Annotated in this window: 22 protein-coding genes; 11 read left to right on the top strand and 11 right to left on the bottom strand. The window is 73.0% G+C overall.

What is annotated here, in order from left to right; all coding sequences use genetic code 11:
- Positions 1 to 31: 31 nt before the first annotated feature.
- The 9 genes from benA to MET2598_RS0121320 all read left to right on the top strand — a co-directional run bounded on the left by benA (position 32) and on the right by MET2598_RS0121320 (position 8695).
- Positions 32 to 1360, top strand: coding sequence for a benzoate 1,2-dioxygenase large subunit (benA, locus tag MET2598_RS0121360; protein WP_018262287.1), 1329 nt, complete (start codon positions 32 to 34; stop codon positions 1358 to 1360).
- 117 nt (positions 1361 to 1477) lie between these two features.
- On the top strand, positions 1478 to 1969 hold the full coding sequence (gene benB / locus MET2598_RS0121355) for a benzoate 1,2-dioxygenase small subunit (protein WP_018262286.1): 492 nt from the start codon (positions 1478 to 1480) through the stop codon (positions 1967 to 1969).
- A gap of 13 nt (positions 1970 to 1982) precedes the next feature.
- A complete protein-coding gene (benC, locus tag MET2598_RS0121350; RefSeq protein WP_012331259.1) occupies positions 1983 to 2996 on the top strand; it encodes a benzoate 1,2-dioxygenase electron transfer component BenC in 1014 nt (337 codons plus the stop codon).
- Complete coding sequence (locus MET2598_RS0121345; protein ID WP_018262285.1) at positions 2993 to 3790, top strand: 1,6-dihydroxycyclohexa-2,4-diene-1-carboxylate dehydrogenase; 798 nt, start codon at positions 2993 to 2995, stop codon at positions 3788 to 3790. Before benC ends, MET2598_RS0121345 begins: the two co-directional genes overlap by 4 nt.
- 44 nt (positions 3791 to 3834) lie before the next feature.
- Positions 3835 to 4776: a catechol 1,2-dioxygenase gene (gene catA, locus MET2598_RS0121340; protein ID WP_018262284.1), complete on the top strand. Its 942-nt coding sequence runs from the start codon at positions 3835 to 3837 to the stop codon at positions 4774 to 4776.
- A gap of 143 nt (positions 4777 to 4919) precedes the next feature.
- Positions 4920 to 6089 carry a muconate/chloromuconate family cycloisomerase gene (locus MET2598_RS0121335; protein ID WP_018262283.1) on the top strand — a complete coding sequence of 390 codons (1170 nt, stop codon included), beginning with the start codon at positions 4920 to 4922 and terminating at the stop codon, positions 6087 to 6089.
- Positions 6090 to 6093: 4 nt separating this feature from the next.
- Positions 6094 to 6372 (top strand): muconolactone Delta-isomerase, encoded by a 279-nt coding sequence (gene catC, locus MET2598_RS0121330; protein WP_012331263.1) that lies wholly within the window; start codon positions 6094 to 6096, stop codon positions 6370 to 6372.
- A gap of 74 nt (positions 6373 to 6446) precedes the next feature.
- The gene (locus MET2598_RS0121325) at positions 6447 to 7802 is read left to right on the top strand and encodes an MFS transporter (protein WP_012331264.1); all 1356 of its coding nucleotides are present in this window, start codon (positions 6447 to 6449) and stop codon (positions 7800 to 7802) included.
- Between the two features lie 53 nt (positions 7803 to 7855).
- Entirely contained in the window at positions 7856 to 8695 is an 840-nt protein-coding gene (locus tag MET2598_RS0121320) for a 3-keto-5-aminohexanoate cleavage protein (protein WP_036270472.1), read from the top strand.
- Positions 8696 to 8928: 233 nt separating this feature from the next.
- Here the strand turns inward: MET2598_RS0121320 and MET2598_RS0121315 are convergent, their stop codons facing one another.
- The 6 genes from MET2598_RS0121315 to MET2598_RS0121290 form a co-directional block, all read right to left on the bottom strand.
- On the bottom strand, positions 8929 to 9663 hold the full coding sequence (locus MET2598_RS0121315; RefSeq protein ID WP_018262281.1) for a DUF4286 family protein: 735 nt from the start codon (positions 9661 to 9663) through the stop codon (positions 8929 to 8931).
- A gap of 13 nt (positions 9664 to 9676) precedes the next feature.
- Complete coding sequence (locus MET2598_RS0121310) at positions 9677 to 10360, bottom strand: GntR family transcriptional regulator (protein ID WP_012331267.1); 684 nt, start codon at positions 10358 to 10360, stop codon at positions 9677 to 9679.
- 92 nt (positions 10361 to 10452) lie between these two features.
- Positions 10453 to 11793, bottom strand: coding sequence for an FAD-dependent oxidoreductase (locus MET2598_RS0121305; RefSeq protein WP_012331268.1), 1341 nt, complete (start codon positions 11791 to 11793; stop codon positions 10453 to 10455).
- A 99-nt stretch (positions 11794 to 11892) separates the two neighbouring features.
- A complete protein-coding gene (locus tag MET2598_RS0121300; RefSeq protein ID WP_012331269.1) occupies positions 11893 to 13095 on the bottom strand; it encodes an ABC transporter substrate-binding protein in 1203 nt (400 codons plus the stop codon).
- A gap of 82 nt (positions 13096 to 13177) precedes the next feature.
- The gene (locus MET2598_RS0121295; protein ID WP_018262280.1) at positions 13178 to 14746 is read right to left on the bottom strand and encodes an acyl CoA:acetate/3-ketoacid CoA transferase; all 1569 of its coding nucleotides are present in this window, start codon (positions 14744 to 14746) and stop codon (positions 13178 to 13180) included.
- A gap of 8 nt (positions 14747 to 14754) precedes the next feature.
- The gene (locus tag MET2598_RS0121290; RefSeq protein WP_012331271.1) at positions 14755 to 15507 is read right to left on the bottom strand and encodes an enoyl-CoA hydratase/isomerase family protein; all 753 of its coding nucleotides are present in this window, start codon (positions 15505 to 15507) and stop codon (positions 14755 to 14757) included.
- 93 nt (positions 15508 to 15600) lie between these two features.
- Here MET2598_RS0121290 and MET2598_RS0121285 point away from each other — a divergent pair, with 93 nt between their 5' ends.
- On the top strand, positions 15601 to 16839 hold the full coding sequence (locus MET2598_RS0121285; RefSeq protein WP_026190857.1) for an ABC transporter substrate-binding protein: 1239 nt from the start codon (positions 15601 to 15603) through the stop codon (positions 16837 to 16839).
- Between the two features lie 186 nt (positions 16840 to 17025).
- On the opposite strand, the gene MET2598_RS0121280 is transcribed toward MET2598_RS0121285, so the two are convergent.
- The 4 genes from MET2598_RS0121280 to MET2598_RS0121265 all read right to left on the bottom strand — a co-directional run bounded on the left by MET2598_RS0121280 (position 17026) and on the right by MET2598_RS0121265 (position 21423).
- Positions 17026 to 18030: a TRAP transporter substrate-binding protein gene (locus tag MET2598_RS0121280; RefSeq protein WP_442918996.1), complete on the bottom strand. Its 1005-nt coding sequence runs from the start codon at positions 18028 to 18030 to the stop codon at positions 17026 to 17028.
- A 69-nt stretch (positions 18031 to 18099) separates the two neighbouring features.
- On the bottom strand, positions 18100 to 18867 hold the full coding sequence (locus MET2598_RS0121275; RefSeq protein WP_018262277.1) for a LamB/YcsF family protein: 768 nt from the start codon (positions 18865 to 18867) through the stop codon (positions 18100 to 18102).
- Positions 18868 to 18930: 63 nt separating this feature from the next.
- Entirely contained in the window at positions 18931 to 20184 is a 1254-nt protein-coding gene (locus tag MET2598_RS0121270; RefSeq protein ID WP_018262276.1) for a Zn-dependent hydrolase, read from the bottom strand.
- 138 nt (positions 20185 to 20322) lie between these two features.
- Positions 20323 to 21423, bottom strand: coding sequence for a pyridoxal-phosphate dependent enzyme (locus MET2598_RS0121265; protein ID WP_018262275.1), 1101 nt, complete (start codon positions 21421 to 21423; stop codon positions 20323 to 20325).
- An 84-nt stretch (positions 21424 to 21507) separates the two neighbouring features.
- On the opposite strand from MET2598_RS0121265, the gene MET2598_RS0121260 reads away from it, so the two are divergent.
- Positions 21508 to 21990 (top strand): Lrp/AsnC family transcriptional regulator, encoded by a 483-nt coding sequence (locus tag MET2598_RS0121260; protein ID WP_012331277.1) that lies wholly within the window; start codon positions 21508 to 21510, stop codon positions 21988 to 21990.
- A gap of 21 nt (positions 21991 to 22011) precedes the next feature.
- On the opposite strand, the gene MET2598_RS0121255 is transcribed toward MET2598_RS0121260, so the two are convergent.
- A complete protein-coding gene (locus MET2598_RS0121255; RefSeq protein ID WP_018262274.1) occupies positions 22012 to 22902 on the bottom strand; it encodes a LysR family transcriptional regulator in 891 nt (296 codons plus the stop codon).
- Positions 22903 to 22906 lie beyond the last annotated feature (4 nt).

Genomic DNA, 22906 nt, shown 5'->3' with positions numbered 1-22906 from the left:
CGAGCCACGCCCGTGAGGCCAGGAGGACGTCGTGCTGGAAGATCTGCATCAGATTGTCGAGACCGCGGTTGAGGATAATCCCGAGACGGGCACCTATCGCTGCCGGCGCGACATCTTCACGGATCCCGACATCTTCGAGTTGGAGATGCGGCATATATTCGAGGGGAACTGGATCTACATGGCCCACGAGAGCCAGATCCCGAACCCGAACGATTATTTCACGACCTATATGGGCCGCCAGCCGGTGGTCATCACCCGCAACCGCAAGGGCGAGCTCCAGGCCTTCGTCAACGCGTGCAGCCATCGCGGCGCGATGATCTGCCGGCACAGGCGCGGCAACAAGGCGACCTTCACCTGCCCGTTCCACGGCTGGACCTTCAGCAACGGCGGCAGGCTGCTCAAGGTCAAGGACCCGGAGGGCGCGGGCTATCCCGACAGCTTCAACCGCGACGGCTCGCACGACCTGACGCCCGTGGCCCGGTTCGAGAGCTACCGCGGTTTCCTGTTCGGCAGCCTCAACCCGGACGTGAAGCCGCTCACCGAGCACCTCGGCGAGGCGACGAGGATCATCGACATGATCGTCGACCAGTCGCCGGACGGGCTCGAAGTGCTGCGCGGCGCCTCGACCTACGTCTTCGACGGCAACTGGAAGCTCCAGACCGAGAACGGCGCCGACGGCTATCACGTCAGCGCGACGCACTGGAACTACGCCGCCACGACGAGCCGCCGCAAGGAGACCCACGTCATCGACAAGACCCGCGCGATGGATGCGGGCGGCTGGGCGAAGCAGGGCGGCGGCTTCTACTCCTTCGCGCACGGGCACCTGCTGCTCTGGACCACCTGGGCCAACCCGGAGGACCGCCCGAACTGGGACCGGCGCGAGGAGCTGGCGGCGGCTCACGGGCAGGCGATGGCGGACTGGATGATCAGCCGCTCGCGCAACCTCTGCCTCTACCCGAACGTCTACCTGATGGACCAGTTCTCGTCGCAGATCCGCACCTACCGGCCGATCGCGGTCGATAAGACCGAGGTGACGATCTACTGCATCGCCCCGAAGGGCGAGGCCCCCGAGGCGCGGGCCCGGCGCATCCGCCAGTACGAGGATTTCTTCAACGCGAGCGGCATGGCGACCCCGGACGACCTCGAGGAGTTCCGGGCCTGCCAGCTCGGCTACCAGGGCCGGGCGGCGCGCTGGAACGACCTCTGCCGGGGCGCCACCCACTGGATCGAGGGCGCCGACGAGGGCGCGCGGGCGATCGGCCTCGAGCCGCTGCTCAGCGGCGTCAGGACCGAGGACGAGGGCCTGTTCGCGATCCAGCACCGCTACTGGATGGAGACGATGCGCCGGCACCTGCCGTAGCGCGACGCGCCCGAACCCTCCCGGTCCGCGCGGGAGGGGTCCGCAAGCCAACGCCATCGACGACGGACCGGCCCCTCCCGGGCGCCGAACGCCCCGTCACGCCCGCAGGAGACCCCGATGACCCTGACCCTGGAAGAGGTGCAGCAGTTCCTCTACCGCGAGGCCCGCTACCTCGACGACCGCGACTTCGACGCCTGGCTCGCGCTCTACGCCCCCGACGTCGAGTTCTGGATGCCGTCCTGGGACGACGACGACCAGCTCGTCACCGACCCGCAGCGCGAGGTCTCGCTGATCTACTACGACAGCCGCGGCGGCCTGGAGGACCGGGTCTTCCGCATCCGCACCGAGCGCTCCAGCGCCACCAGCCTGCCGGAGCCGCGCACCTCGCACCACATCTCGAACGTCGAGATCCTCGCGCAGGACGAGCTCTCCTGCCGGCTGCGCTTCAACTGGCTCACCTTCAACTACCGCTACAAGACCGTCGACACCCATTTCGGCACGTCGTTCTACACGCTCGACACGAGCGGCGGCACCCCGCTGATCAAGAAGAAGAAGGTCGTTCTGAAGAACGACTACATCCACCACGTCATCGACGTCTACCATATCTGAGGAGGGCGCCGTCATGTACACTGTCGCGCTCAACTTCGAGGACGGGGTCACCCGGTTCGTCGGCTGCCGGCCGGGCGAGACGGTGGCCGACGCCTCCTACCGGATCGGCATCAACATCCCGCTCGACTGCCGGGACGGCGCCTGCGGCACCTGCCGGGTGCACTGCGAGTCCGGCCGCTTCGATCCGGGCAGCTACATCGAGGACGCGCTGTCCGACGAGGAGGCCGCCCAAGGCTACGGCCTCGCCTGCCAGATGCGCCCGCGGACCGACCTCGTGCTCGCGGTCGCGGCCTCCTCGCACCTCTGCAAGACCGGCGGCGCCGCGCACAAGGGCACGATCGGGGCGGTGCGGCGGCTGTCCGACACCACCTTCGGGCTCACGGTCGAGACGCCCGAGCCGATCGGCTTCCTGCCGGGGCAGTACGTCAACATCGCGCTGCCGGGCAGCGGCCAGCAGCGCTCCTACTCGTTCAGTTCGGCCCCGGGCGGCACGCGGGCGGAGTTCCTGATCCGCAACATCCCGGGCGGGCTGATGAGCACCTACCTGGCGGAGGCTGCCAAGCCCGGCGCGAGCCTCGACCTGACCGGCCCGGCGGGCAGCTTCTACCTGCGCGAGATCCGCCGGCCGGTGCTGATGCTCGCCGGCGGCACCGGGCTCGCACCCTTCCTGTCCATGCTGGGCAGGATCGCCGAGGGCGGCAGCCCGCACCCGGTCCACCTCGTCTACGGGGTGACGCACGACGCCGACCTCGTGGAGGTCGAGGCGCTGGAGAAGGCCGCCGCCGCCATCCCGGGCTTCAGCTTCGCCACCTGCGTCGCCTCCCCCGACAGCGCGCATCCGAGGAAGGGCTACGTCACCGAGCACCTCGCGCCCGAGCACCTCAACGGGGGCGACGTCGACACCTACCTGTGCGGCCCGCCCGCCATGGTCGACGCGGTGCGCCGCAGCCTGTCCGAGCGGGGCGTGACGCCCGCGAGCTTCCACTACGAGAAGTTCGCGGCGAGCGGAGCGGGAGGCGCGGCATGAGCCGGGACATCCACACGCCCGGGCGCTTCGCGGGCAAGGCCGCGGTGGTCACGGGCGCCGCGCAGGGCATCGGCCGCGAGGTGGCGCTGCGGCTCGCCCGCGAGGGCGCCGCCCTCCTCCTCACCGACCGCTCGGAGATCGTCGAGGAGACCGCCGCGGAGTGCCGCGACCTCGGCGCGACGGCGGCGGTCCGTCTCGCCGACGTCGAGGCGTCCGAGCCCTGCGAGGCCGTGATGGCGGCGGCGGTCGAGGCGTTCGGGCGGCTCGACGTGCTCGTCAACAATGTGGGCGGCTCGATCTGGTTCAAGCCCTTCGCCCATTACGCGGCCCACGAGGTCGAGGCCGAGATCCGGCGCTCGCTCTTCCCGACCCTGTGGTGCTGCCGGGCGGCGCTGCCGCACCTGCTCGCCGCCGGGGGCGGCAGCATCGTCAACGTCTCGTCGGTCGCGACGCGGGGCGTGAACCGCGTGCCCTACGCGGCCGCCAAGGGCGGGGTGAACGCGCTCACCGCCTGCCTCGCCTGGGAATACGCCGCCCACGGCATCCGGGTGAACGCGGTCGCGCCCGGCGGCACCGAGGCGCCGCCCCGGCGCATCCCGCGCAATCCCGCGCCGCCGGGCGAGCAGGAGCGCGCCTGGATCGCCGAGGTGGTGGCCCAGACCAAGGCGTCGAGCCTGATGGGCCGCTACGGCACCGCGGCCGAGCAGGCCGCCGCCATCCTGTTCCTCGCCTCCGACGAGGCCTCCTACGTCACCGGCGTCACCCTGCCGGTGGCGGGGGGCGACCTCGGCTGAACCGACCCCCCGAGAAGACCAACCCTCAAGAGAGGAGACGCCCCATGTCCACGATCACCGAGTCCACGATCACCGATTCCCCCGAGGCGCAAGCCCTGTTCGACAAGGTCGCGGGCCTCGACACCGCCGCCGGCAACCCGCGCCTCAAGCGGATCGTGCGCCGCGTCGTCGCGGATGCGTGCCGGATCATCGAGGACCTCGACGTCACCCCGAGCGAGTTCTGGACCGCGATGAGCTACCTGACCGAGACCGGCCGGAAGAACGAGTTCGGGCTGCTCATGCCCGGCCTCGGCATCGAGCACTTCATCGACCTGTGCGTCGACGCCAAGGAGCGCGCGGCCGGGATCGCGGGCGGCACGCCGCGCACCATCGAGGGACCGCTCTACGTCGCGGGCGCGCCGCTCGCCAAGGGCGAGGCGCGGCTCGACGACGACCCGGAGGACGGCGAGGTGCTGATCGTCGAGGGCCGGGTCACGGGCCGGGACGGCGCGCCCCTGCCGGGGGCGGTGGTGGATGTCTGGCACGCCAACACGCTCGGCAACTACTCGGTCTTCGACACGAGCCAGAGCCCCTGGAACCTGCGCCGCCGCATCGAGACGGACGGGAACGGTTGCTACCGCTTCCGCAGCATCCTGCCGAGGGGCTACGGCTGCCCGCCTCAGGGCCAGACCCAGAAGCTCCTCGACCAGCTCGGCCGGCACGGCCGGCGCCCGGCCCACATCCACTTCTTCGTCTCGGGGCCCGGGCACCGGCAGCTCACGACGCAGATCAACCTCGCGGACGACCCCTACGTCCACGACGACTTCGCCTTCGGCACGCGCGACGGGCTGGTGGTCGAGGTCGCGCCGGTCACCGATCCGGCGGCGCTCGCCGCTTCGGGGATGACCGCCCCCTTCTCGCGGATCCGCTTCGATTTCGCGCTCAACCCCGAGGTCGCGCACGCGCCCGACCCGGTCGTGGCGCGCCCCCGCGCCGAGGCCGCCTGACGCCTCCCGGGCCTCTCCCGCCCGAGAGGCCCGACCCCCCTCCCGTGCGAACCGGCGGGCACCAAGCCCCGCCGGCACCAAGTCCCGCCGGCACCAAGTCCCGCCGGCACCAAGTCCCGCGCCCTGCTTCCGAAGGCTCCGTCATGCTCGCGAAGACCCAGATCCACGACGCCGCGAGTCCGGCGCCCGCCCGCGACCTCGCGGTCGCGGAGATCCGCTCCACCGTCGTGGACGTCCCCACCGTGCGCAAGCACAAGCTTTCCCAGACCTCCGTCACGGCGCAGAGCTACGTCGTCGTGCAGCTGCGGCTCGCCAACGGCGTCGAGGGCATCGGCGAGGCGGCGACGCTCGGCGGGCCGCGCTGGAGCGAGGAGAGCGTCGAGGGCATCAAGGCCACCATCGATCGCTACCTCGCCCCGTCCCTGCTCGGGCATCCGGCCGACCGCTTCGTGGCGGCGGGCGAGCGCCTCGACGCGGCGGCCAAGCGCAACAACGCCGCCAAGGCGGCGATCGAGACCGCCCTGTTCGACGCGGTCGGCCGAACGCTGGGCCTGCCGGTCGCGGCGCTGCTCGGCGGCGCGGTCCGGGCGAGCCTGCCGGTGCTGTGGACGCTCGCCTCCGGCGACCCCGACCAGGAGATCGCGGAGGCCGAAGCCAAGCTCGACGCGCGCCTGCACCGCACCTTCAAGGTCAAGATCGGCGCCCAGGCGCCGGAGGCCGACCTCGCGCGGCTGGCGCGGCTGGCCCGGGCGCTCGCCGACCGCGCCACGCTCATCGTCGACGCCAACCAGGCCTGGGACGAGACCACCGCCCGGCGCGTCCTGCCGCGGCTCGCCGATCTCGGCATCGCCCTCGTGGAGCAGCCGCTGCCGGCCTGGAACGTCGCCGGGATGGGCCGGCTGCGGGCGCGCGACGATGTCCCGCCGCTCCTCGCGGACGAGTGCGTCTTCACCTCCCACGACATGCTGGCGGTGGCGCAGGCCGCCGCCGCCGACGCGGTCTCGCTGAAGCTCGTGAAGCACGGCGGGCTCGTGGGCCTGCGCAAGGTCGCGGCGGTGGCGGAGGCCGCCGGGATCGCGCTCTACGGCGGCTGCCTGCTGGAGAGCTCGATCGGCGCCGCCGCCCATCTCCAGGCCTTCGCGGGCCTGCGCGACCTGGCCTGGGGCTGCGAGCATTTCGGCCCGCAGATCCTCACCGACGACCTCGTCACCGAACCCCTGCGCTTCCACGATTTCGCGGTGCATCTGCCGGACGGCCCCGGCCTCGGCGTCGCCCTCGATCCCGACAAGCTGCGCCACTACGCCCGGAGCTGATCCCATGCTGTACTGCGTCGAGATGGACGTCGCGATCCCGCACGGCCTCGATCCCGCCCTCGTCGCCGCGCTGAAGTCCGACGAGAAGGCCCGCGCCCAGGACCTGCAGCGGCAGGGGAAGTGGGTTCACCTGTGGCGCGTGGCCGGACGCTACGCGAACGTCAGCATCTTCGACGTCGCGAGCCACGACGAGCTGCACGACATCCTGTCCGGCCTGCCGCTCTTCCCGTTCATGACCATGCGGGTGACGCCGCTCGCGCGCCATCCCTCGGCGATCGCCTGAGCCCGTCGCACCCCCGGGCCCCCGATCGGGCCGGCGCGCGACCGAGACCGCCTCCTCCAGAAGGGACAACGATCATGTCCGCGACACGCAGCATCGACGTCCAGGACGTCATCAACCGCCACGGCGTTTCCGGCTTCCAGGTCCGGATCGTGCTCCTGTGCTTCCTCGTGGTCGCCATCGACGGCTTCGACACCGCCGCGATCGGCTACATCGCCCCGGCCTTGCGCGCGCAGTGGCAGCTCGGCCAGGCGCAGCTCGCGCCGCTGTTCGGGGCCGGGCTGTTCGGCCTGATGGTCGGCGCCTTCCTGTTCGGCCCGCTCGCCGACCGGATCGGCCGCAAGGCGATGCTGGTCGCCACCACGGCGTTCTTCGGGCTCGCCAGCCTCGCCTCGGCCTGGTCGACCTCGATCGAGATGCTGACGGTGCTGCGCTTCGTCACCGGGCTCGGGCTCGGGGGCGCGATGCCGAACGCGATCACGCTCACCTCCGAGTATTGCCCGGAGCAGCGCCGCTCGTTCCTGACCATGGCGATGTTCTGCGGCTTCACGGTCGGCTCGGCGCTGGGCGGCTTCGCGGCCGCGCACCTGATCGCCGATCACGGCTGGACCTCAGTCCTGGTGCTCGGCGGAATCCTGCCGCTCGCCCTGACCCCGCTGCTGGCACTCGGCCTGCCCGAATCGGTGCGCTTCCTCGTCCTCAGGCAGGCTCCGGCGGACCGGGTGGCCGCGCTGCTGCGGCGCATCGCGCCGGGCGAGGACCTGTCCGGCGCCCGCTTCACGGGCATCGCGGCCGCGAAGGGTTCGCCGATCGGCCAGTTGTTCCAGCCCGGCCTCGTCGCCGGCACGCTCTGCCTGTGGCTGACCTTCTTCATGAGCCTGCTGATCTTCTACCTCCTGTCGAGCTGGCTGCCGACGATCATCAGCAGCGCGGGCCTCTCGCTCAAGGAGGCGTCCCTGATCACCGTGATGCTGGCGACCGGCGGCACGGTCGGCGGCCTCGTGCTCGGGGCGCTGATGGACCGGGCCAACCCGCACGCGGTGCTCGGCCTGTCCTATCTCTGCGCGGCGGGGTTCGTGGCCCTGATCGGCAGCGCCACCGGCTCGGTCGCGCTGCTCGCCGTCGCGGTGTTCGGCGCGGGCTTCTGCGTCGCGGGCTCGCAGATCGGCATCAACGCGCTCGCGGCGAGCTACTACCCGACCGCGAGCCGGGCGACGGGCGTGTCCTGGGCGAACGCGGTCGGCCGGGTCGGCTCGGTCGCGGGCTCGATGATCGGCGCCTCGCTCCTCGGCCTCGGGCTCGGCCTGCCGGCCACCTTCGGCCTCGTGGCGGTGCCGGCCCTGATCGCGGCGCTGAGCATCGGGCTCAAGGGCCGGCTCGTCCGCCCTCTCCTGCCCCTCGCGGCCGCCGCGCCGGCGGTGCAGCGGTCCTGACGGCCGGCGCCGCCGCCCCGTCGTCGCGCATCCCTCGCAAAGGACTTGGACCCATGAGTCTCCCACCCGTCGTGATCGCGGTCGCGATCACCGGCTCGGTGCCGCGCAAGGCGGACAACCCCGCCGTCCCGACCCGCGTCTGCGAGCAGATCGAGTCCACCCACGAGGCCTACGAGGCCGGTGCCAGCCTCGTGCACATCCACGTGCGCAACGACGACGAGAGCCCCTCCTCCGACCCGGACCGGTTCGCCGCCGTCCAGGAGGGCGTGCGCAAGCACTGCCCGGGCATGATCGTGCAGTTCTCCACCGGCGGGCGCGGCCGCGACCCGGCCGCGCGCGGCCTCTCGCTGGTCCACCGCCCCGACATGGCCTCGCTCTCCACCGGCTCGGTCAACTTCCCGAGCATTGTGTACGAGAACCCCGCCGCGCTCGTCACCGAGCTCGCCGGGCAGATGCGCCGCTACGGCATCCGGCCCGAGATCGAGATCTTCGACCTCTCGCACCTGCACGGGGCGAGGCGGCTGATCGAGGCGGGGCTGATGGACGAGGCGCCCCACGTGCAGTTCGTGCTGGGGGTGAAGAACGCCATGCCGGCCGACGAGCACCTGCTCGACATCCTGCTTTCCGAGACGCGGCGGATCCTGCCCCAGGCGACCTGGACGGCGGCGGGGATCGGGCGCGAGCAGGCGCGGGTGATGGACTGGGCGCTGGCGCGGGGGGCGGAGGCGGTGCGCACGGGGCTTGAGGACAACATCCGGGTGACCAAGGACCGGCTGGCGGCGAGCAACGCCGAGCTGGTCTGGCTGGCGGCCGAGGCCGTGCGCCGGCGCGGGCGCCGGGTGGCGACCCCGGCCGAGGCCCGCGCCATCCTGCACCTGCGCCCGGCGGCGTAGGCGGGCCCGCCCGCCGACGGGGGCGCGGTCGACGCGGTCCCGCTTCGCGCGGAGGCCTGCCGCCCGGGCCCGGTTCTGCCGGAAGGCCACCTGATCCGACATCCGACCGATTGCTTCGCCATCTCGGATTTCGGCCTGCGGATGTCGGCTTCGCTCAGGCGCCGCGCTCAGGCGCCGCGCAGGCGCGTGATCCGGGATCCGCGTCGATCACGCGGGTCCCGGATCAGTCCCCGTCACGCCAGCTGATCGGGCACGAGCCCGCCGAGGAACCGGAACATCCCGAGCGACATCGCCGCGTCCGCGCCCTGCGCCGTCGCGGGGCCGAGCGCCCGCAGGCACGCGTCGAGCGCGGCGGCCGGATCGATCCAGGCGCCCTCGACGAGCCAGAGCCAGCGCCCGGTCCCGGTTCGCACCTCCCGGTAGGAGGCGACGCCGAGGCCCGCCCGCGTCGCGGCCTCGTCGCTCTCGCACAGGTGCACCGCGAGCACGCCGGACAGCGCCATCATGCGGGGGCTCGCCCGCGTCGCGAGCCACGCGCGCAGGCGCTCCGCCTCCCCGGGCAGCGGGCCGAGTTCCGCCACGAACAGGCCGCCCCCGGTCCCGCGGGCGACCGTGTGGGTCACCGCGCAGCCCATCCGGCCCATGCCGCGAAACAGCGGCAGGGCGGCGAGCGTGCGCGGCGTCGGGGTCTCGAGGGCCCGCAGATAGGCCGGGGAGCGCAGGGTGCCGGCGGCCTCGACCTCGTAGAGCGTGAAGTAGCGCCAGCCCGCCAGCCGCGGGTCGCGCAGGGCCTCGACGTAGCGGCGCGCCCGCAGGAAGCCCGGGATGGCGACGCGCTCGGGCAGGTGCTCGTGCGTGTACCAGTCGTTGAACTCGTCCTCGCGCGCGGGATCGATGCCGCCCCACAGGGCCAGCGCGGCCTCCCCCAGGAGCCCGGGCGGGAGGGGTGAGGCGGGGTCGCTCGGCATCGGCGGCGTCCTGCTATTCGAGGATGATCTTGCGCGTGAAGGCGACCGCGTAATCCGTCATCGCGTCGCACCGCGCGGAGGCGGCCGCCTCGTCGCCGCGGCCGATCGCTTCGGCGAGATCGGCGTGGACCCGCGCCACCTCCATCAGGTCCCCGAACCGGTCGTGATGGACGTAGAAGAAGCGGCGCGAGAGCGCGTGCAGCGGCGACAGCGCGCGGGCCGCGTAGGGGTTGCGGGCGCATTCGCAGGTGAAGCGCTTGAGTGCGAAATGAACCCGCAGGTAGAGGAGCGGGTCGCGCTTCGCGCCGGCCTCGCGGAGTTCGACCGCGCTGCCCAGGTGCGCCTCCCGCTCGGCCCGGGTGGAACGCCGGGCGGCCCAGACCGAGACCAGCCGCTCGAGCTCGCGACGGGCGTCGAGCACCAGGAGCTGCTCGGAGACCTGCACCTCGGTGATCTTGATGCCGTGCCGCCGCAGCAGCACCACCAGGTGGTCGGCCGCCAGCCGCTGCAGCGCCTCGCGCACCGGGGTGCGCCCGATGCCCGTGCGCTCGCTCAGGGCCGCCTCCGACCACAGGCTGCCCGGCGGGAGCGCCGCCGTGACGATCAGCTCCTCCAGGGCGGCATAGGCCTGATCGCCGAGGCGCAGCGCGGCATTGCCGGCGGGGGATTCGGCGGGCGCGTCGCGGGAGAGCGGCAAGGGACCTCGGGGCGGCAGGGAGGCGGGTCCTCCCTGGTAGGCCGAATCCGCCCCGGGCGACAATCGTCGCGCGGCCGGGTGGCGCGCGGCGCTCAATCCAGCCGCGCCCCGTCGCGGTTCAGCCGCGCGCGCAGGTCCGCCCCCGCGATGGCGCGGGGCGCGACCCGGTCGAGCGCGGCGATGGCGGCCGCGTGCCCGATCGCGTGGCCGTAGCTGAAGCACTGGGCGGTCACCCGGGCGGAGGCGACCGCCTCGTGCTCCGCCGACAGGCAGCGGCCGGCGAACAGCAGCCCCTCGCCGCGCTCCGGCACGAAGCAGCCGTAGGGCACCTCGTAGACGTCGTCGATGAGCCACTCGACCCGCGGCTTGGCCCCGGAATGCAGCTCGATCGGCCAGGGCGAGCGGGCGATCCCGTCGGCGAACTTGGTGCCCGCCACCACGTCGGCGTTGCGCAGGAGCGCGACGCCCCTGGCCTGCCTGGTCTGGCGCACGCCCACCTGCACGCCGGTGTCGTTCACGAAGCTCGCCTCGCACCCCGCGAGGTGGTCGCGGAAGAAGCGGGCGTATTCCCGCACCTGGCGCCGCCCCTCGATCTCGGCCTCGGTGAAGTCGCGCGCGAACAGCGTGTTCAGTTCGCGCCCGTCCGCCCCGATCACGCGGGTGCAGTTGCAGAGGAGTTCGCCCGGGCGCGTGGTCGTGAACAGCCAGATCTTCGCGCGCGGGAGCGTGTAGCCGTTCCCGGCCGCCTTCTCGCGGATGAGGGCCGAGACCTCCTCGCCCATGATCGTGTCGGTCCCGTAGCGGCTCACGAAGCGGGCGGTGTCGACGCCCATCAGCCGGAAGATCATGGTCGGATTCTGCACGCGCCCGTCCTGCCCGACGAACGAGGGCAGCCCGGCCATCGCCACGACGTCGGCGTCGCCGCTCGCGTCGACCGTGACCTTGGCGCGGATGCGGGCCCTGCCCTCCTTGGTGAAGGCGACGACGCCCTCGACGCGCTCGGCCCCCTCCACCAGGGCGCCGGTGACGACGGCGTGGTAGATGATCCGCACGCCGGCCTCCGCCAGCAGCGCGTCGGCCGCCTCGCGCCAGACCAGCGGGTCGTGCACGCGGGTGTAGGTCTTGCCGTAGCGCACCGGCTCGGCGAGCCCGCCGCGCGCCTCCAGGGCCGCCACGAACTCGTCGAGGAAGCCGTGGACCACCTGGCGCGGCGGCGCGGCGCGGTCCTCCGTCGCCGCGTACATGCCGCAGATGGTCCCGGAGAGACCCGCGACGGCCCCTCCGCCGCAGAACCCGTAGCGCTCCAGGAGCGTGACCCGGGCGCCCTGCCGGGCCGCGGTGACCGCCGCGGCGACCCCCGCCGCCCCGCCGCCGACCACGAGCACGTCGGTCTCCAGGGAGAACCCGGTGCGATCGTCGATCCCCTCACTCACGTCCCACTCCCGGTTCGTCCGTCGAAGCCCGCGACCCCGCGCGGGCCGGTCCCGCATCCCGATCCGGGATGCCGCGCATCGTTTCCTCGGCCGCCCGGATCAGTTCACGAGCGAGCAGCCGCCCGCCTCGAGGGGCCGGAACGCCTCGGCGGCCGGCACCTTGCGCAGGAGCTTGTAGTAATCGTAAGGCCCGCCGCTCTCCGCCGGAGCCTTGACCTCGAACAGGTAGAGGTCGTGCGTGGCCCGGCCGTCGCTGCGCACCGCGCCGTGCCCGAAGAGCGGGTCGTCGGTCTCCAGGCGCTTCATCTCCTGCACCACCGCCCGGCCGTCGTCGCGCCCCGCGGCGGCCCGGGCCTTCAGGTAATGCGTGACGGCCCCGTACACGCCGGCATGGACCATGTTCGGGTAGACGCCCCCGCTGCGGGCCGCGAAGCGCTTGGCGAAGGCGCGCGTGCCCTCGTTCAGGTCCCAGTAGAAGGCCTCGGTCAGCACCAGCCCCTGCGCGGCCTTCAGCCCGAGGGAGTGGATGTCGCTCAGGGTGATCAGCATGCTGGCGAGCTTCTGCCCGCCCTGGACCAGGCCGAACTCCGCCGCCTGCTTGACGCCGTTGATCGTGTCGGCGCCGGCATTGCCGAAGGCCACCACCTTGGCCCCCGAGGCCTGCGCCTGGACCAGGAACGACGAGAAGTCGCCGGTCCCGACCGGGTGGCGGACCTTGCCGAGGATGCGGCCGCCCGCGGCCGTCAGCGCCTCGCTCGCGTCGCGCTCCAGCGCGTAGCCGAACGAGTAATCGACCGTGATGAAGTACCAGGTGTCGAAGCCCGCCTTGGTCAGGGCGCCCCCGGTGGAATTGGCCAGCGCCCAGGTGTCGTAGGTCCAGTGCACCGTGTTGGGCGAGCAGTTCTTGCCCGTGAGGTCCGAGGTCCCGGCGCCCGAGACCAGCAGCACCCGGTTCTTCTCGCGGGCCACCTCCGCGACGGCGAGGGCCACCGACGAGGTCGGCACGTCCGCGATGGCGTCGACGCCCTCCTGGTCGAACCAGCGCCGGGCCAGCGCCGAGCCGATATCGGCCTTGTTCTGGTGGTCGGCCGAGACCACCTCGATCGGGAGGTCGCCGACCCGGCCGCCGAAATCCTCGGCGGCCATCTGGGCCGCCAGCGCCGAGCCGCGCCCGCCGAAATCCGCGTAGATCCCGCTCATGTCGGTGAGCACGCCGATCCGCACGGCCTTCTCGCCCGCCCGGGCGCCCCCGGCCGAGAGGGCGACCGCCAGCAGGGCCGCCCCGACCATCCGCACCGTCATGATTTCCCTCCCTCGTTGGTCCCGTTCGGTCTCGCCGGGGCGGTCGGGAGCGCCGCGCCGCCCGCTGGGCCGGGGCGCCGGCTCACGCGGCGAACAGCCCCGCATCCATGAAGGGCAGCGGATCGGCGATCCGGTGCGGCGCGAACTCCATCTGGTCGAGGATGTCGCGCCGCACGTCGATCCCGCGCGCGACCTCGACCAGCGCGAGACCCTCGGGCTCGACCCGGAACACCGCGCGCTCGGTGATGACGAGGGCCGATTGGCCGCGCTCCGCGACGCCCCGGCGGACCGGATAGGTCACCTGCTCGGCGCGGGCGACGAGCTTGCGCACCGTGCCCTCGCGCCGGATCGACAGCCCGCCCTCCCCGATGGCGCAGTCGAGCCCGCCCGTCGTGAAGGTGCCGGTGAAGAGGAGGTCCCGGGCATTCTGGGCGATGTCGATGAAGCCCCCGGCGCCCGGGTTGCTGGAGCCGAACCAGCTGACGTTGACGTTGCCGCCGGCGTCGAATTGCGCGAAGGCCAGCGCCGCGAACGGGCAATTGCCGCCGTCGATGAAGTCGAATTGCTGCAGGCCGTCGAGCAGGGCCTCGGGGCCCATATTGGCCGAGAACTGCCAGCCGCTCATCACGACGCCCCCGAAGGGACCGTGCTCGGTGGTGAACTGGTAATCGTCGATGCGGCCGTGGTCGAACAGCCCGGCCTCCGCCATGACGAGGGGCGCGTCCGAGGAGGCGCCGAAGCCGAAGATGCTGGTCCGGCCTGGCCTGACCTCGGCGGCGGCGCGCCGGGCGATGACCTTGTCCGGCCCGAGGGCGAGCCGCGGCAGGTCCGACGGGGCCGCGCGCCGGCCGCCGAGATAGACCGGGTCGAACAGCGTGTCGGTGCCCGACATCTGGTCGGGCTCGACGACGTAGTGGTCGACGAGCGTGCCGGGCACGCGCACGTGGTGGGCCGGGCGCGAGTGCCGCTCCACCTCGCGCCGCACCTGCGCCACCACGATGCCGCCGGACGCCTTCACGGCGAGGGCGAGGGCCGTGTTGGACGACATCAGGGCCTCGTCCTCGTAGGAGAGGTTGCCGAAGGCGTCCGCCGAGGAGGCGCGGATGAAGCCGACGTTCAGCGGGAAGGTCGGGTAGAACAGGTACTCCTTGCCCCTGAACTCGATCAGCTCGATCAGGTCCTCGGTCGCGCAGGGCGTGAATTTGCCGCCCTGCTGGCGCGGATCGGCGTAGGTGCCGAGGCCGATCTCGGTCATGTAGCCGGGGCTGCGGCGCGCGACCTCGCGCAGCCAGTGCATGCTGGCGCCGATCGGCCAGCTATAGGCCTCGACGCGGTTCTCGCGGATGAGCCGCATCAGTTCGGGCCGGGTCCGCTTCACCGGGTGCAGCGGGTTCACGTAGGAGCCGGAGATGATCCGCCTCATCAACCCCTCGATCGCGACGTGGTCCATGCCGCGGATGTCGATCGAGTCCCCGGTCCCGCACGGGAAGTAGAAGGTGAGGTCGCGCGGGTCGCCCTCCTCCTGGAAGCGCGCGCCGAGCGCCTTCAGCAGGGCATCGGGCGTGATCCAGCCGATCACGCCGACGCTCGCGACCGTGTCCCCCGAGCGGACGAGGCCGGCGGCCTCGGCGGCGGTGATGCGCTTGCTCATGCCGTGACTCATGCCGTGACTCCGAAGCGCCGCAGCGTCCCTTGCGCGACGGGGTGGCCGCAATCGGCCGCGAACAGGCGGTTCGCCCAGGCATCCGCGGCCTCCGCCGTGCCGGCGATCGCGGGGGCGTAGAAGTGCTTGGTGGAGGCGACGGCCGGCGGCGGCAGCGCCGCCAGGGCCTCGGCCTCGCGCAGCGCCGCCTCCAGGACGCTCGCGCCGGGGGCGACGAGCGCGTCGGCGAGGCCGAGGCGGTGGGCCTCGCGCCCGTCGAACGGCGCCGCGCCCCAGGTCAGGCGGCGGGCCGCCACGGGCCCGACGCGGGCGACCACGGCCTGCAGGCCCCAGGGCGGGATCCAGCCGATCGAGACCTCCGGCAGGTGCCAGCGCGCCTCGCTCGCCGTGACGACGACGTCGCAGGAGATCGCCAGCACGAAGCCGCCGCCGAGCGCGAATCCGTCGACGGCCGCGATCACGGGCGTGCCCAGGAAGGCGATCGAGCGGGCAAGCGCCGCGGTCCGGGCCTCGTGCGCGCACATCCCGGCGAGGTCGGTCTCGGCGAGTTCCTTGAGGTCGCTCCCCGCGCAGAAGCCCGGCGCCGCGCCGGTCAGCACGATGGCGCGGGTGTCGGCCTCCCGGTCCAGCCGCGCGAATTCCCGCGTCAGGTCCTCCACCAGCTGGACGCCGATCGCGTTCCGGCGGCGCGGGCGGTCGATCGTCAGGATCGCCACGCTGCCTTTTCTCTCGACGATGAGGTCCGACACGCCTTGCCTCCATTGGATATCGGTACCATGGTACAAATGTGCACGCCGCGTCAACGGGCGGGCGACAACGAGACGACCAGGGAGGATGGAGGAATGGGCATCAGGAGATTGCTGCGCGCGCTCGGCGCGTGCGCGGCCGCCGTCGCGGCCGGCCCGGCGCTCGCGCAGCCGGGGCCCTTGCCGGAGCCCTTGGCGGTTCGGATCGGGGTGCTGACGGATCTCTCGAGTCTCTACGCGGACACCAACGGCAGTGGCGCCGTGACGGCGGCCCGCATGGCGGTCGAGGATTACCAGGCGGCGGGCGGCACGGTGAGGGCCGAGGTCGTGTCCGCCGACCACCAGAACAAGGCCGATATCGGCTCGACGATCACGCGGGAATGGTTCGACCGGGGCGGCGTGGACGTCGTCGTGGACGTGCCGAACTCGGCCGTGGCCCTCAGCGTGACGGAGCTGGCGCGTCAGAAGAACAAGGTCTTCATGAATTCGGGTGCGTCCTCGTCCGATTTCACGGGCAAGAACTGCACCCCCAACAGCATTCACTGGACCTACGACACCTACGCGCTCGCGACCGGCACCAGCCGGGCCGTGGTGGCCTCGGGCGGGGATTCCTGGTACCTGCTGACGGCGGATTACGCGTTCGGCCACACGATGGAGGCCGACATCCGCAAGATCCTCTCGGCCTCGGGCGCCACGGTGGTGGGCAGCGCCCGCACGCCCCTCAACACCCCCGACTTCTCGTCCTTCCTGCTGCAGGCGCAGGCCTCGAAGGCCAAGGTGGTCGGGCTGGTCAACGCGGGCGGCGACACGATCAACGCGATCAAGCAGGCGTCCGAGTTCGGCATCGTGCAGGGCGGGCAGAAGATCGCCGCCATGGTGCTCTACATCACGGACGTGCACTCCCTCGGCCTCGGCGTCGCCCAGGGGCTGCAGTTCACGGCCGCCTATTACTGGGATCTCAACGACGGCACCCGGGCCTTCGCCAAGCGGTTCTCCGCGCGCATGGGCGGGCGCATGCCGACGCAGCTCCAGGCCGGCGCCTACTCGGCGACGCTGCACTACCTCAAGGCCGTCGAGAAGGCCGGGACCAAGACCGACGGCAAGCGGGTCGTCGAGGTCGCCAAGAGCCTGCCGACCGATGATCCGGCCTTCGGCAAGGGGACGATCCGGGCCGACGGGCGCAAGATGCACAACATGTACCTGTTCGAGACGAAGACGCCGTCCGAATCGAAGGGGCCCTGGGATTATTACAAGCTGATCAGGACCATCCCGGCCGAGGAGGCGTTCCGGCCGATGGGAGAGGGCGACTGCCCGATCGTCACCGGCTCGCGCTGAGGGCCCGCGGCGCGCGGCGACCGCGACGGCGGCCGCCTCGCGCCCTCATGAGGGCCCCGATCTCCTCGAAGACGAGATCGGCGCCCCGAACGGGCGGCGCAGCGTCGTGGTCCAGACCCGTCGTGGTCGAAAGCCCCTGAAGTCCGGCGGAGGGATCGTGCCGAACCTCGACGGATCGTCACGCGCTCACCGGGGCCCCGCGCCGTCCAGGATCGCGACCGCCTCCTCCGGCACCTTCCGCGCCCAGGCGCGGATCGGCCCCGCGGCGCCCGCGCGGAGCGAGGCGAGGAGCGCCGGAGGGGCCGGCTCGGCGATCGCCACGCCGTTCGCGCGCATCCGGGCGTAATTGTCGGCCGTGCGGGTCGCGAGCAGCGCGAACTGGCTCTGCTCGGTCTCCGCGGCCGCCGCCAGCACCGCCTCGCGCTGCGCAGGCGGCAGCGCCTCGACCGCGTCGGTCCGCACGACGGCCAGCGAGATCGGGATCGCGTAGTTGATCGCCGTGAAGTAGCGCAGGTCGTCCCACAATCTGCGTCCGGCGCCGCCGTCCCCGGAGGTGAGGATCCCGTCCAGGTCGCGGCTCCTCACCTTCGCGACGGCCTCGCTGAAGGGCATGAACTCCGCCTTCGCGCCGGCGGCCCGCATCACCTCGGCCGAGGTGGGGTCGTAGGCGCGGATCGCCATCGCGCGGAGGTCGTCCGGGCCGGCCAGGGGCCGCGCCGTCCAGAGGCCGGTCGGCGGCCAGATCGTCATGTAGAGGAGCGTGAGGCCCCGCGCCGCGAGGGCCCGCGCGTAGAGCGGTCGCGCGCGCGCGTTCAGGTCCCTGGCGGCCTCGACGGACTGGACGACGAAGGGCAGGGAGGCCAGCCCGAAGATCGGATCGGTGGCCTCGAGCGGCCCGGCGAAGGCGTCGCCGCCCGAGATCCGGCCGTCCTGTGCCGCGCGGATCATCTCGCCCGAACTGATCTTCAGCGCGTTGTCGAGGGCGTTCGCCACCTCGACGGCGCCCTGCGTCCGCTCGGACACCCGCCGCGCGAAGGTCGTCAGCCCGACGCCCGAGACGGTGCTGGCCGGGTACTCGGTCGCCATCACCCACCGGACCTGCGCCGCGGCCGGGCCGGCGACGAGCGCGGGCAGGAGCCCGAGGAGCACCCCGATCAGCCGCCGCCGCGTCCAACCCGCTCGCTGGGGCAAGCCCCGCCGCCCTCGCCTCATGGTGAGCCCCCTCCCGCCCGCGCGCTCGCCGCTGCGGGAGCGCCATGGTTATCCCAGCAGGGCCGGGAGCGGAACGACCGCGATCCCGGCGGCATCGAGGGCCGCGCGCACGGCCCGCATCACCGGGACGGCGGTCGGCTCGTCGCCGTGGACGCAGAACGTGTCGATCCTCGCGGGAATCTTCCGCCCGGACTGGGAGATGATCGCCTTCTCGGCAATGAAGCGGAGCACCTGGTCGGCCGCCTGCCGCGGATCGTGGATCACCGCGTCGGGCCTCTCGCGCGATCTCATCTGACCGTCATCGTCGTAGACGCGGTCCACGTAGGATTCGGACGCCACCCGGAGGCCGAGGCGCTCCGCGGCCTTCGCCATCTCCGAGCCGACATTGGCGACGTAGATCAGGTCGCGGTCCGCCGTCCGAATGCCGCGCCCGATCGCCATGGCGTAATCCTCGTCGACGTGCGCCATGTTGTTCAGCGCCCCGTGGGGCTTGACGTGGGTGACCGTCGCGCCCGGGCCGCGCGCCAGGGCCTGCAGGGCGCCGATCTGGTAGGTGACGAGGTATTCGAGGTCGAGCGGGCGCATCCGGATCTGCCGGCGGCCGAAGCCCCAGACGTCGTTGAAGCCCGGATGGGCTCCGATCGAGACGCCGTTCGCGAGCGCGGCGCGGATCGTGTCGACCATGATGCCGGGGTCGCCCGCGTGCATGCCGCAGGCGACGTTGGCGGAGCCGATCAGCGGCATCAGCGCCTCGTCGTGGCCGATCTTGAACCGTCCGTAGCTCTCGCCGATGTCGGCGTTGATGTTGATCCTCATGGGGGCCTCCACGGCGGCGATCGCGGATGATGCGCGGGTGATCCAGGCGGCGCGCCCGCCCCGTCACTCGGCGGGTTCCTCCGGCGGGCCCGACAGGCGCCGGACCACGTCGAGCAGCACGGTCGCGCCCGCCACGAGCTCCGCCTCCGACGTGTGCTCGTGCGGGCTGTGGCTGATGCCGCCGGCGCTGGGCACGAAGATCATCGCCGCCGGGCAGAGGCGCGCCATCATCTGGGCGTCGTGCCCGGCGCCCGAGATCATGCGCCGCACCGACAGGCCGCGCCGCGTCGCGGCGGCCTCGATCGCCCGGACCAGGCCCGGGTCGAAGGCCACCGGGTCGAAGCGGGCGAGGCGCCGGACCGTCACGGCGACGTCCTCCGCGCGCGCCACCTGATCGAGCCGCTCGGCCAGGTCGGCCTCGAGCGCCGCCAGCCGGCCCGCATCCGGGTCGCGCAGGTCGACGGTGAACACGGCGCGGGCCGGGATGACGTTGATCGCCTCCGGCTCCAGGCGCAGGCGGCCGACCGTGGCGACGCTGCGCCCGTTCCCGGCCCTGGCGCGCGCGCGCAGCCACGTCACGACCCGCGCGGCGGCCACGCCCGCATCCCGGCGCAGCGCCATCGGCGTCGTTCCGGCATGGTTGGCCGCGCCCTCAATCGTGACCTCCTGCCAGGAAATGCCCTGCACTGCCGCCACGGCGCCGATCGCGGTGCCCTCGCGCTCCAGCACCGGCCCCTGCTCGACATGCAGCTCGACATAGGCGCGCGGCCGCAGGAAGCCCGGCGCGTGCGGCCCCGCGTAGCCGATGCGCGACAATTCCTCGCCCAGCACCGTCCCGTCCACGCCGACCGTCGCCAGCGCCGCCTCCGCCGCGAGGCCGCCCGCGTAGACGAGCGAGCCCAGCATGTCGGGCGCGTAGCGCACCCCTTCCTCGTTGGTGAAGGCGGCGACGGCGAGCGGATGCGCCGGCCGGCCGCCCGCCTCCCGCAGCGCCTCGACCACCGCGAGGCCCGCGAGAACGCCGACGCAGCCGTCATAGGTGCCCGCATCGACGACGGTGTCGATGTGCGACCCGATCATCACCGGGTCGCCCTGCGCGCCTTCGGGCCGCCAGAGCCCGAGCAGGTTGCCGATCCGGTCCACCCTCACCTCCAGGCCCGCCTCGCGCATCCAGCCCGCGACGGCGTCGCGCCCGGCCCTGTCCGCGTCCGAGGCGGCCAGCCGGGTCAGCCGGCCCTGGGCGTCGCGGCCGACCCCCGCGAGCGCCCGCAGGCGGTCGAGGAAGCGCGCGGCGTCGATGGTGGGGGGTGAAGTCATGGGACGGGTCCGGATGTCCGACGGCGTCGGGCGCGCCTAGAGCAGCACCCGATCACGTTGCAATCGGGTGCTGCTCTAGGTCTCTGATCTTGCCGCATTTTCTGCGACGAACCGGCATCCACTTCGTCGGAAAATGCTCTAGTCCTCGAGCGCGCCCTCGGTGACCAGGATCAGGAGCCGGCTCGCGCGGTCGAGGCCGAGATCGGCTCGCCTCCCCGGCTGCCGGAGGGCGGCGACGGCGCCCGCGAGGCCCGCGGCGCCCGACGGGGTCGTCGCGGGGCCGCCCTGCGCGGCGAGGAGCTGCGGGGCCGCCGCCAGGTCCGGCTCGGACACGGTCACGACGCGCACGCCGCGGCGCCGAAGCACGGCGAGGGCCGGGGCGCTCGCCTCGCCGCAGGACAGCATCTCGGCCCGCGTGTGCAGGTCGCCCGGCACGCGCACCGGCCGGTTCGCCGCCAGCGCCGCCGGGAGGCAGGACGCCGTCTCGGGCTCGACCGCCACCACCGATCCGGGCGGGGCCAGCCAGCCGGCGAGCCCCTCGGCCATCGCGGCGGCGAGGCCGCCGACGCCGGCCTGGACGAAGAGGTGCGTCGGCCGGGCCTCGCCCGCATCCTCGACCTGCCGCCGGATCTCCGCGGCCATGACGCCGTAGCCGGCCATGACGTCGCCGACGACGGGGTCGCGGGGATCGTCCGTGGTGTCGGCCACCAGGATGCCGAGGCCTTCCCGCGCCGCGGCCGCCGCGGCATCGACCGCGTCGTCGTAGGTGCCCGCGACCCTGACGATCTCGGCTCCCCATGCGGCGATGCGCCGGGCGCGGGGCGCGGGCACGCCCGCGTGCAGGTAGATGCGGGCGGCGGCCCCGGCGAGGCGCGCCGCGGCCGCGACCGCGAGGCCGTGATTGCCGTCGCTGGCGCAGAGGAGGGTCGGCTGGCCGGTCGGCCGCGCCGCGACGAGGCCGGAGAGGTCGGTCCCGGCGGCCCGGGCCAGGACCCTGAGGCCCGCATAGGTGCCCCCGAGGGACTTGAAGCTGCCGAGCATGCGGCGCCCCTCGTCCTTGGCGAGCACCTGCGCGACGCCGAGATGCGAGGCCAAACCGGGAAGCGGCCGGAGCGGCGTGGGCGCGTAGGCCGGATCGAGGCCGCGCAGGTCCGCGGCGATCGCATCGATCGCGGCAATCATGTCGATCGCGGCGGGGTCGGCGATCGCGGCGGTGGGCGCGAGGGCGGGGTCGGTCATGTCCGCAATGATGCCGGTCCGCGGCGGCGGAAGGCGCCGAAATCATGCTAAGGCTCGCCTGTTTCCGCCGAGAATCCGCCGCCCATGCCGGAAAACGTCGATCTCGACGCCTTCGATCGCGCCCTGCTGGCCGAGGTCCAGCGCGACAACCAAGTGCCGGCCCGTCTCCTGGCGGAGCGGGTCGGCCTGTCCGAGAGCGCGGTGCTGCGCCGGCTGCGGCGCCTGCGCGCCGAGGGGATCATCGTCGCCGACGTGGCCCTGGTGCACCCGGCCGTGCTCGGCGCGCCGCTCACCATCCACGTCCTGGTGTCGCTGGAGCGCGAATCTCCCGATCTCCTCGACGCCTTCGTGCGCCGGCTGCGCGCCCGGCCCGAGGTGAGGGCGGCGTGGTACGTCACGGGCGAGGTCGACTTCGTCGTGCACCTGCAGCTCTCGGGCATGGAGGCCTACGAGGCCTTCGCCCGCGAGGTCTTCCACGCCGATCCGAACGTGCGGGCGTTCCGCACCATCATCGCCATGCGGCAGGTCGCCGGCACGCCGCTGGCGGCCGGCCGCTCGGCCCCGTGATCGCGCGGCCGCGCGGGCCGCTCAGGTCGGCAGAGGAATCGCGCGCAGCCGCGCCACGGCGAAATCGACGAAGGTCCTGACCTTGGCCGGCGCGCGCCGTCCCCCGGGGTGCAGCACGTGGATCGGCAGCGGCGGCTCCTCGTAATCGGCGAGCACGATCCGCAGGCGCCCGTCGCGCAGGGCGGGACCGACCTGGTAGTGCAGCGCCCGCGTCAGCCCCCAGCCCGAGAGGGCCGCGGAGATCGGCGCCTCGTTGCTGTTGCTCTGAAGGGCGGAATGGACGGTCACGCGCTCGTCGCGCCCGAACCGCCATTCCGGCGAGGCCCAGGCGCCGGTCGAGACCGCGATGCGGTGATCCTTCAGGTCCGCGGGCGTCGCCGGGACGCCGTGCCGCTCGAAATAGGCGGGCGACCCGCAGACGACGCGGCGCATCGCCCCGACCCGGATGGCCGTGAAGCCGGAATCCGGCAGGTGGCCGATGCGGATCGCGACGTCGACGCCCTCCTCGACGATGTTCACCACGCGGTCGACGAAGAGCGTCCGCGCGGACATGGTCGGGTAGGCGTCGAGGTAGTCGGTGACGATGGGCAGCACGTGCATCTGCCCGAACAGGACCGAGGCCGTGACCGTGAGCGTCCCGGACGGCGTCGCGTAGGAGCCGGCGGCGGCGGCCTCGGCCTCGGCGAGGTCGGCCAGGATGCGGCGGCAATCCTCGACGTAGCGCCCGCCCGCCTCCGTCAGCTTCACGGAGCGCGTGGTGCGCACGAAGAGGCGGGCGCCGATGACCTCTTCGAGCCCCGCCACCGCGCGCGTCACGGCCGGCGGGCTCATGTGCAGGTGGCGCGCGGCCTCCGCGAAGCTCGCCGTCTCGGCGACTTTCACGACGATGCGCATGGCCTGCCAGCGATCCATCGCC

It is taken from the genome of Methylobacterium sp. WSM2598 (genome assembly GCF_000379105.1).
GTDB lineage: Bacteria > Pseudomonadota > Alphaproteobacteria > Rhizobiales > Beijerinckiaceae > Methylobacterium.
Note: the sequence above shows the minus strand (reverse complement) of the source record. Positions and strands in the feature narration are given on the sequence as shown.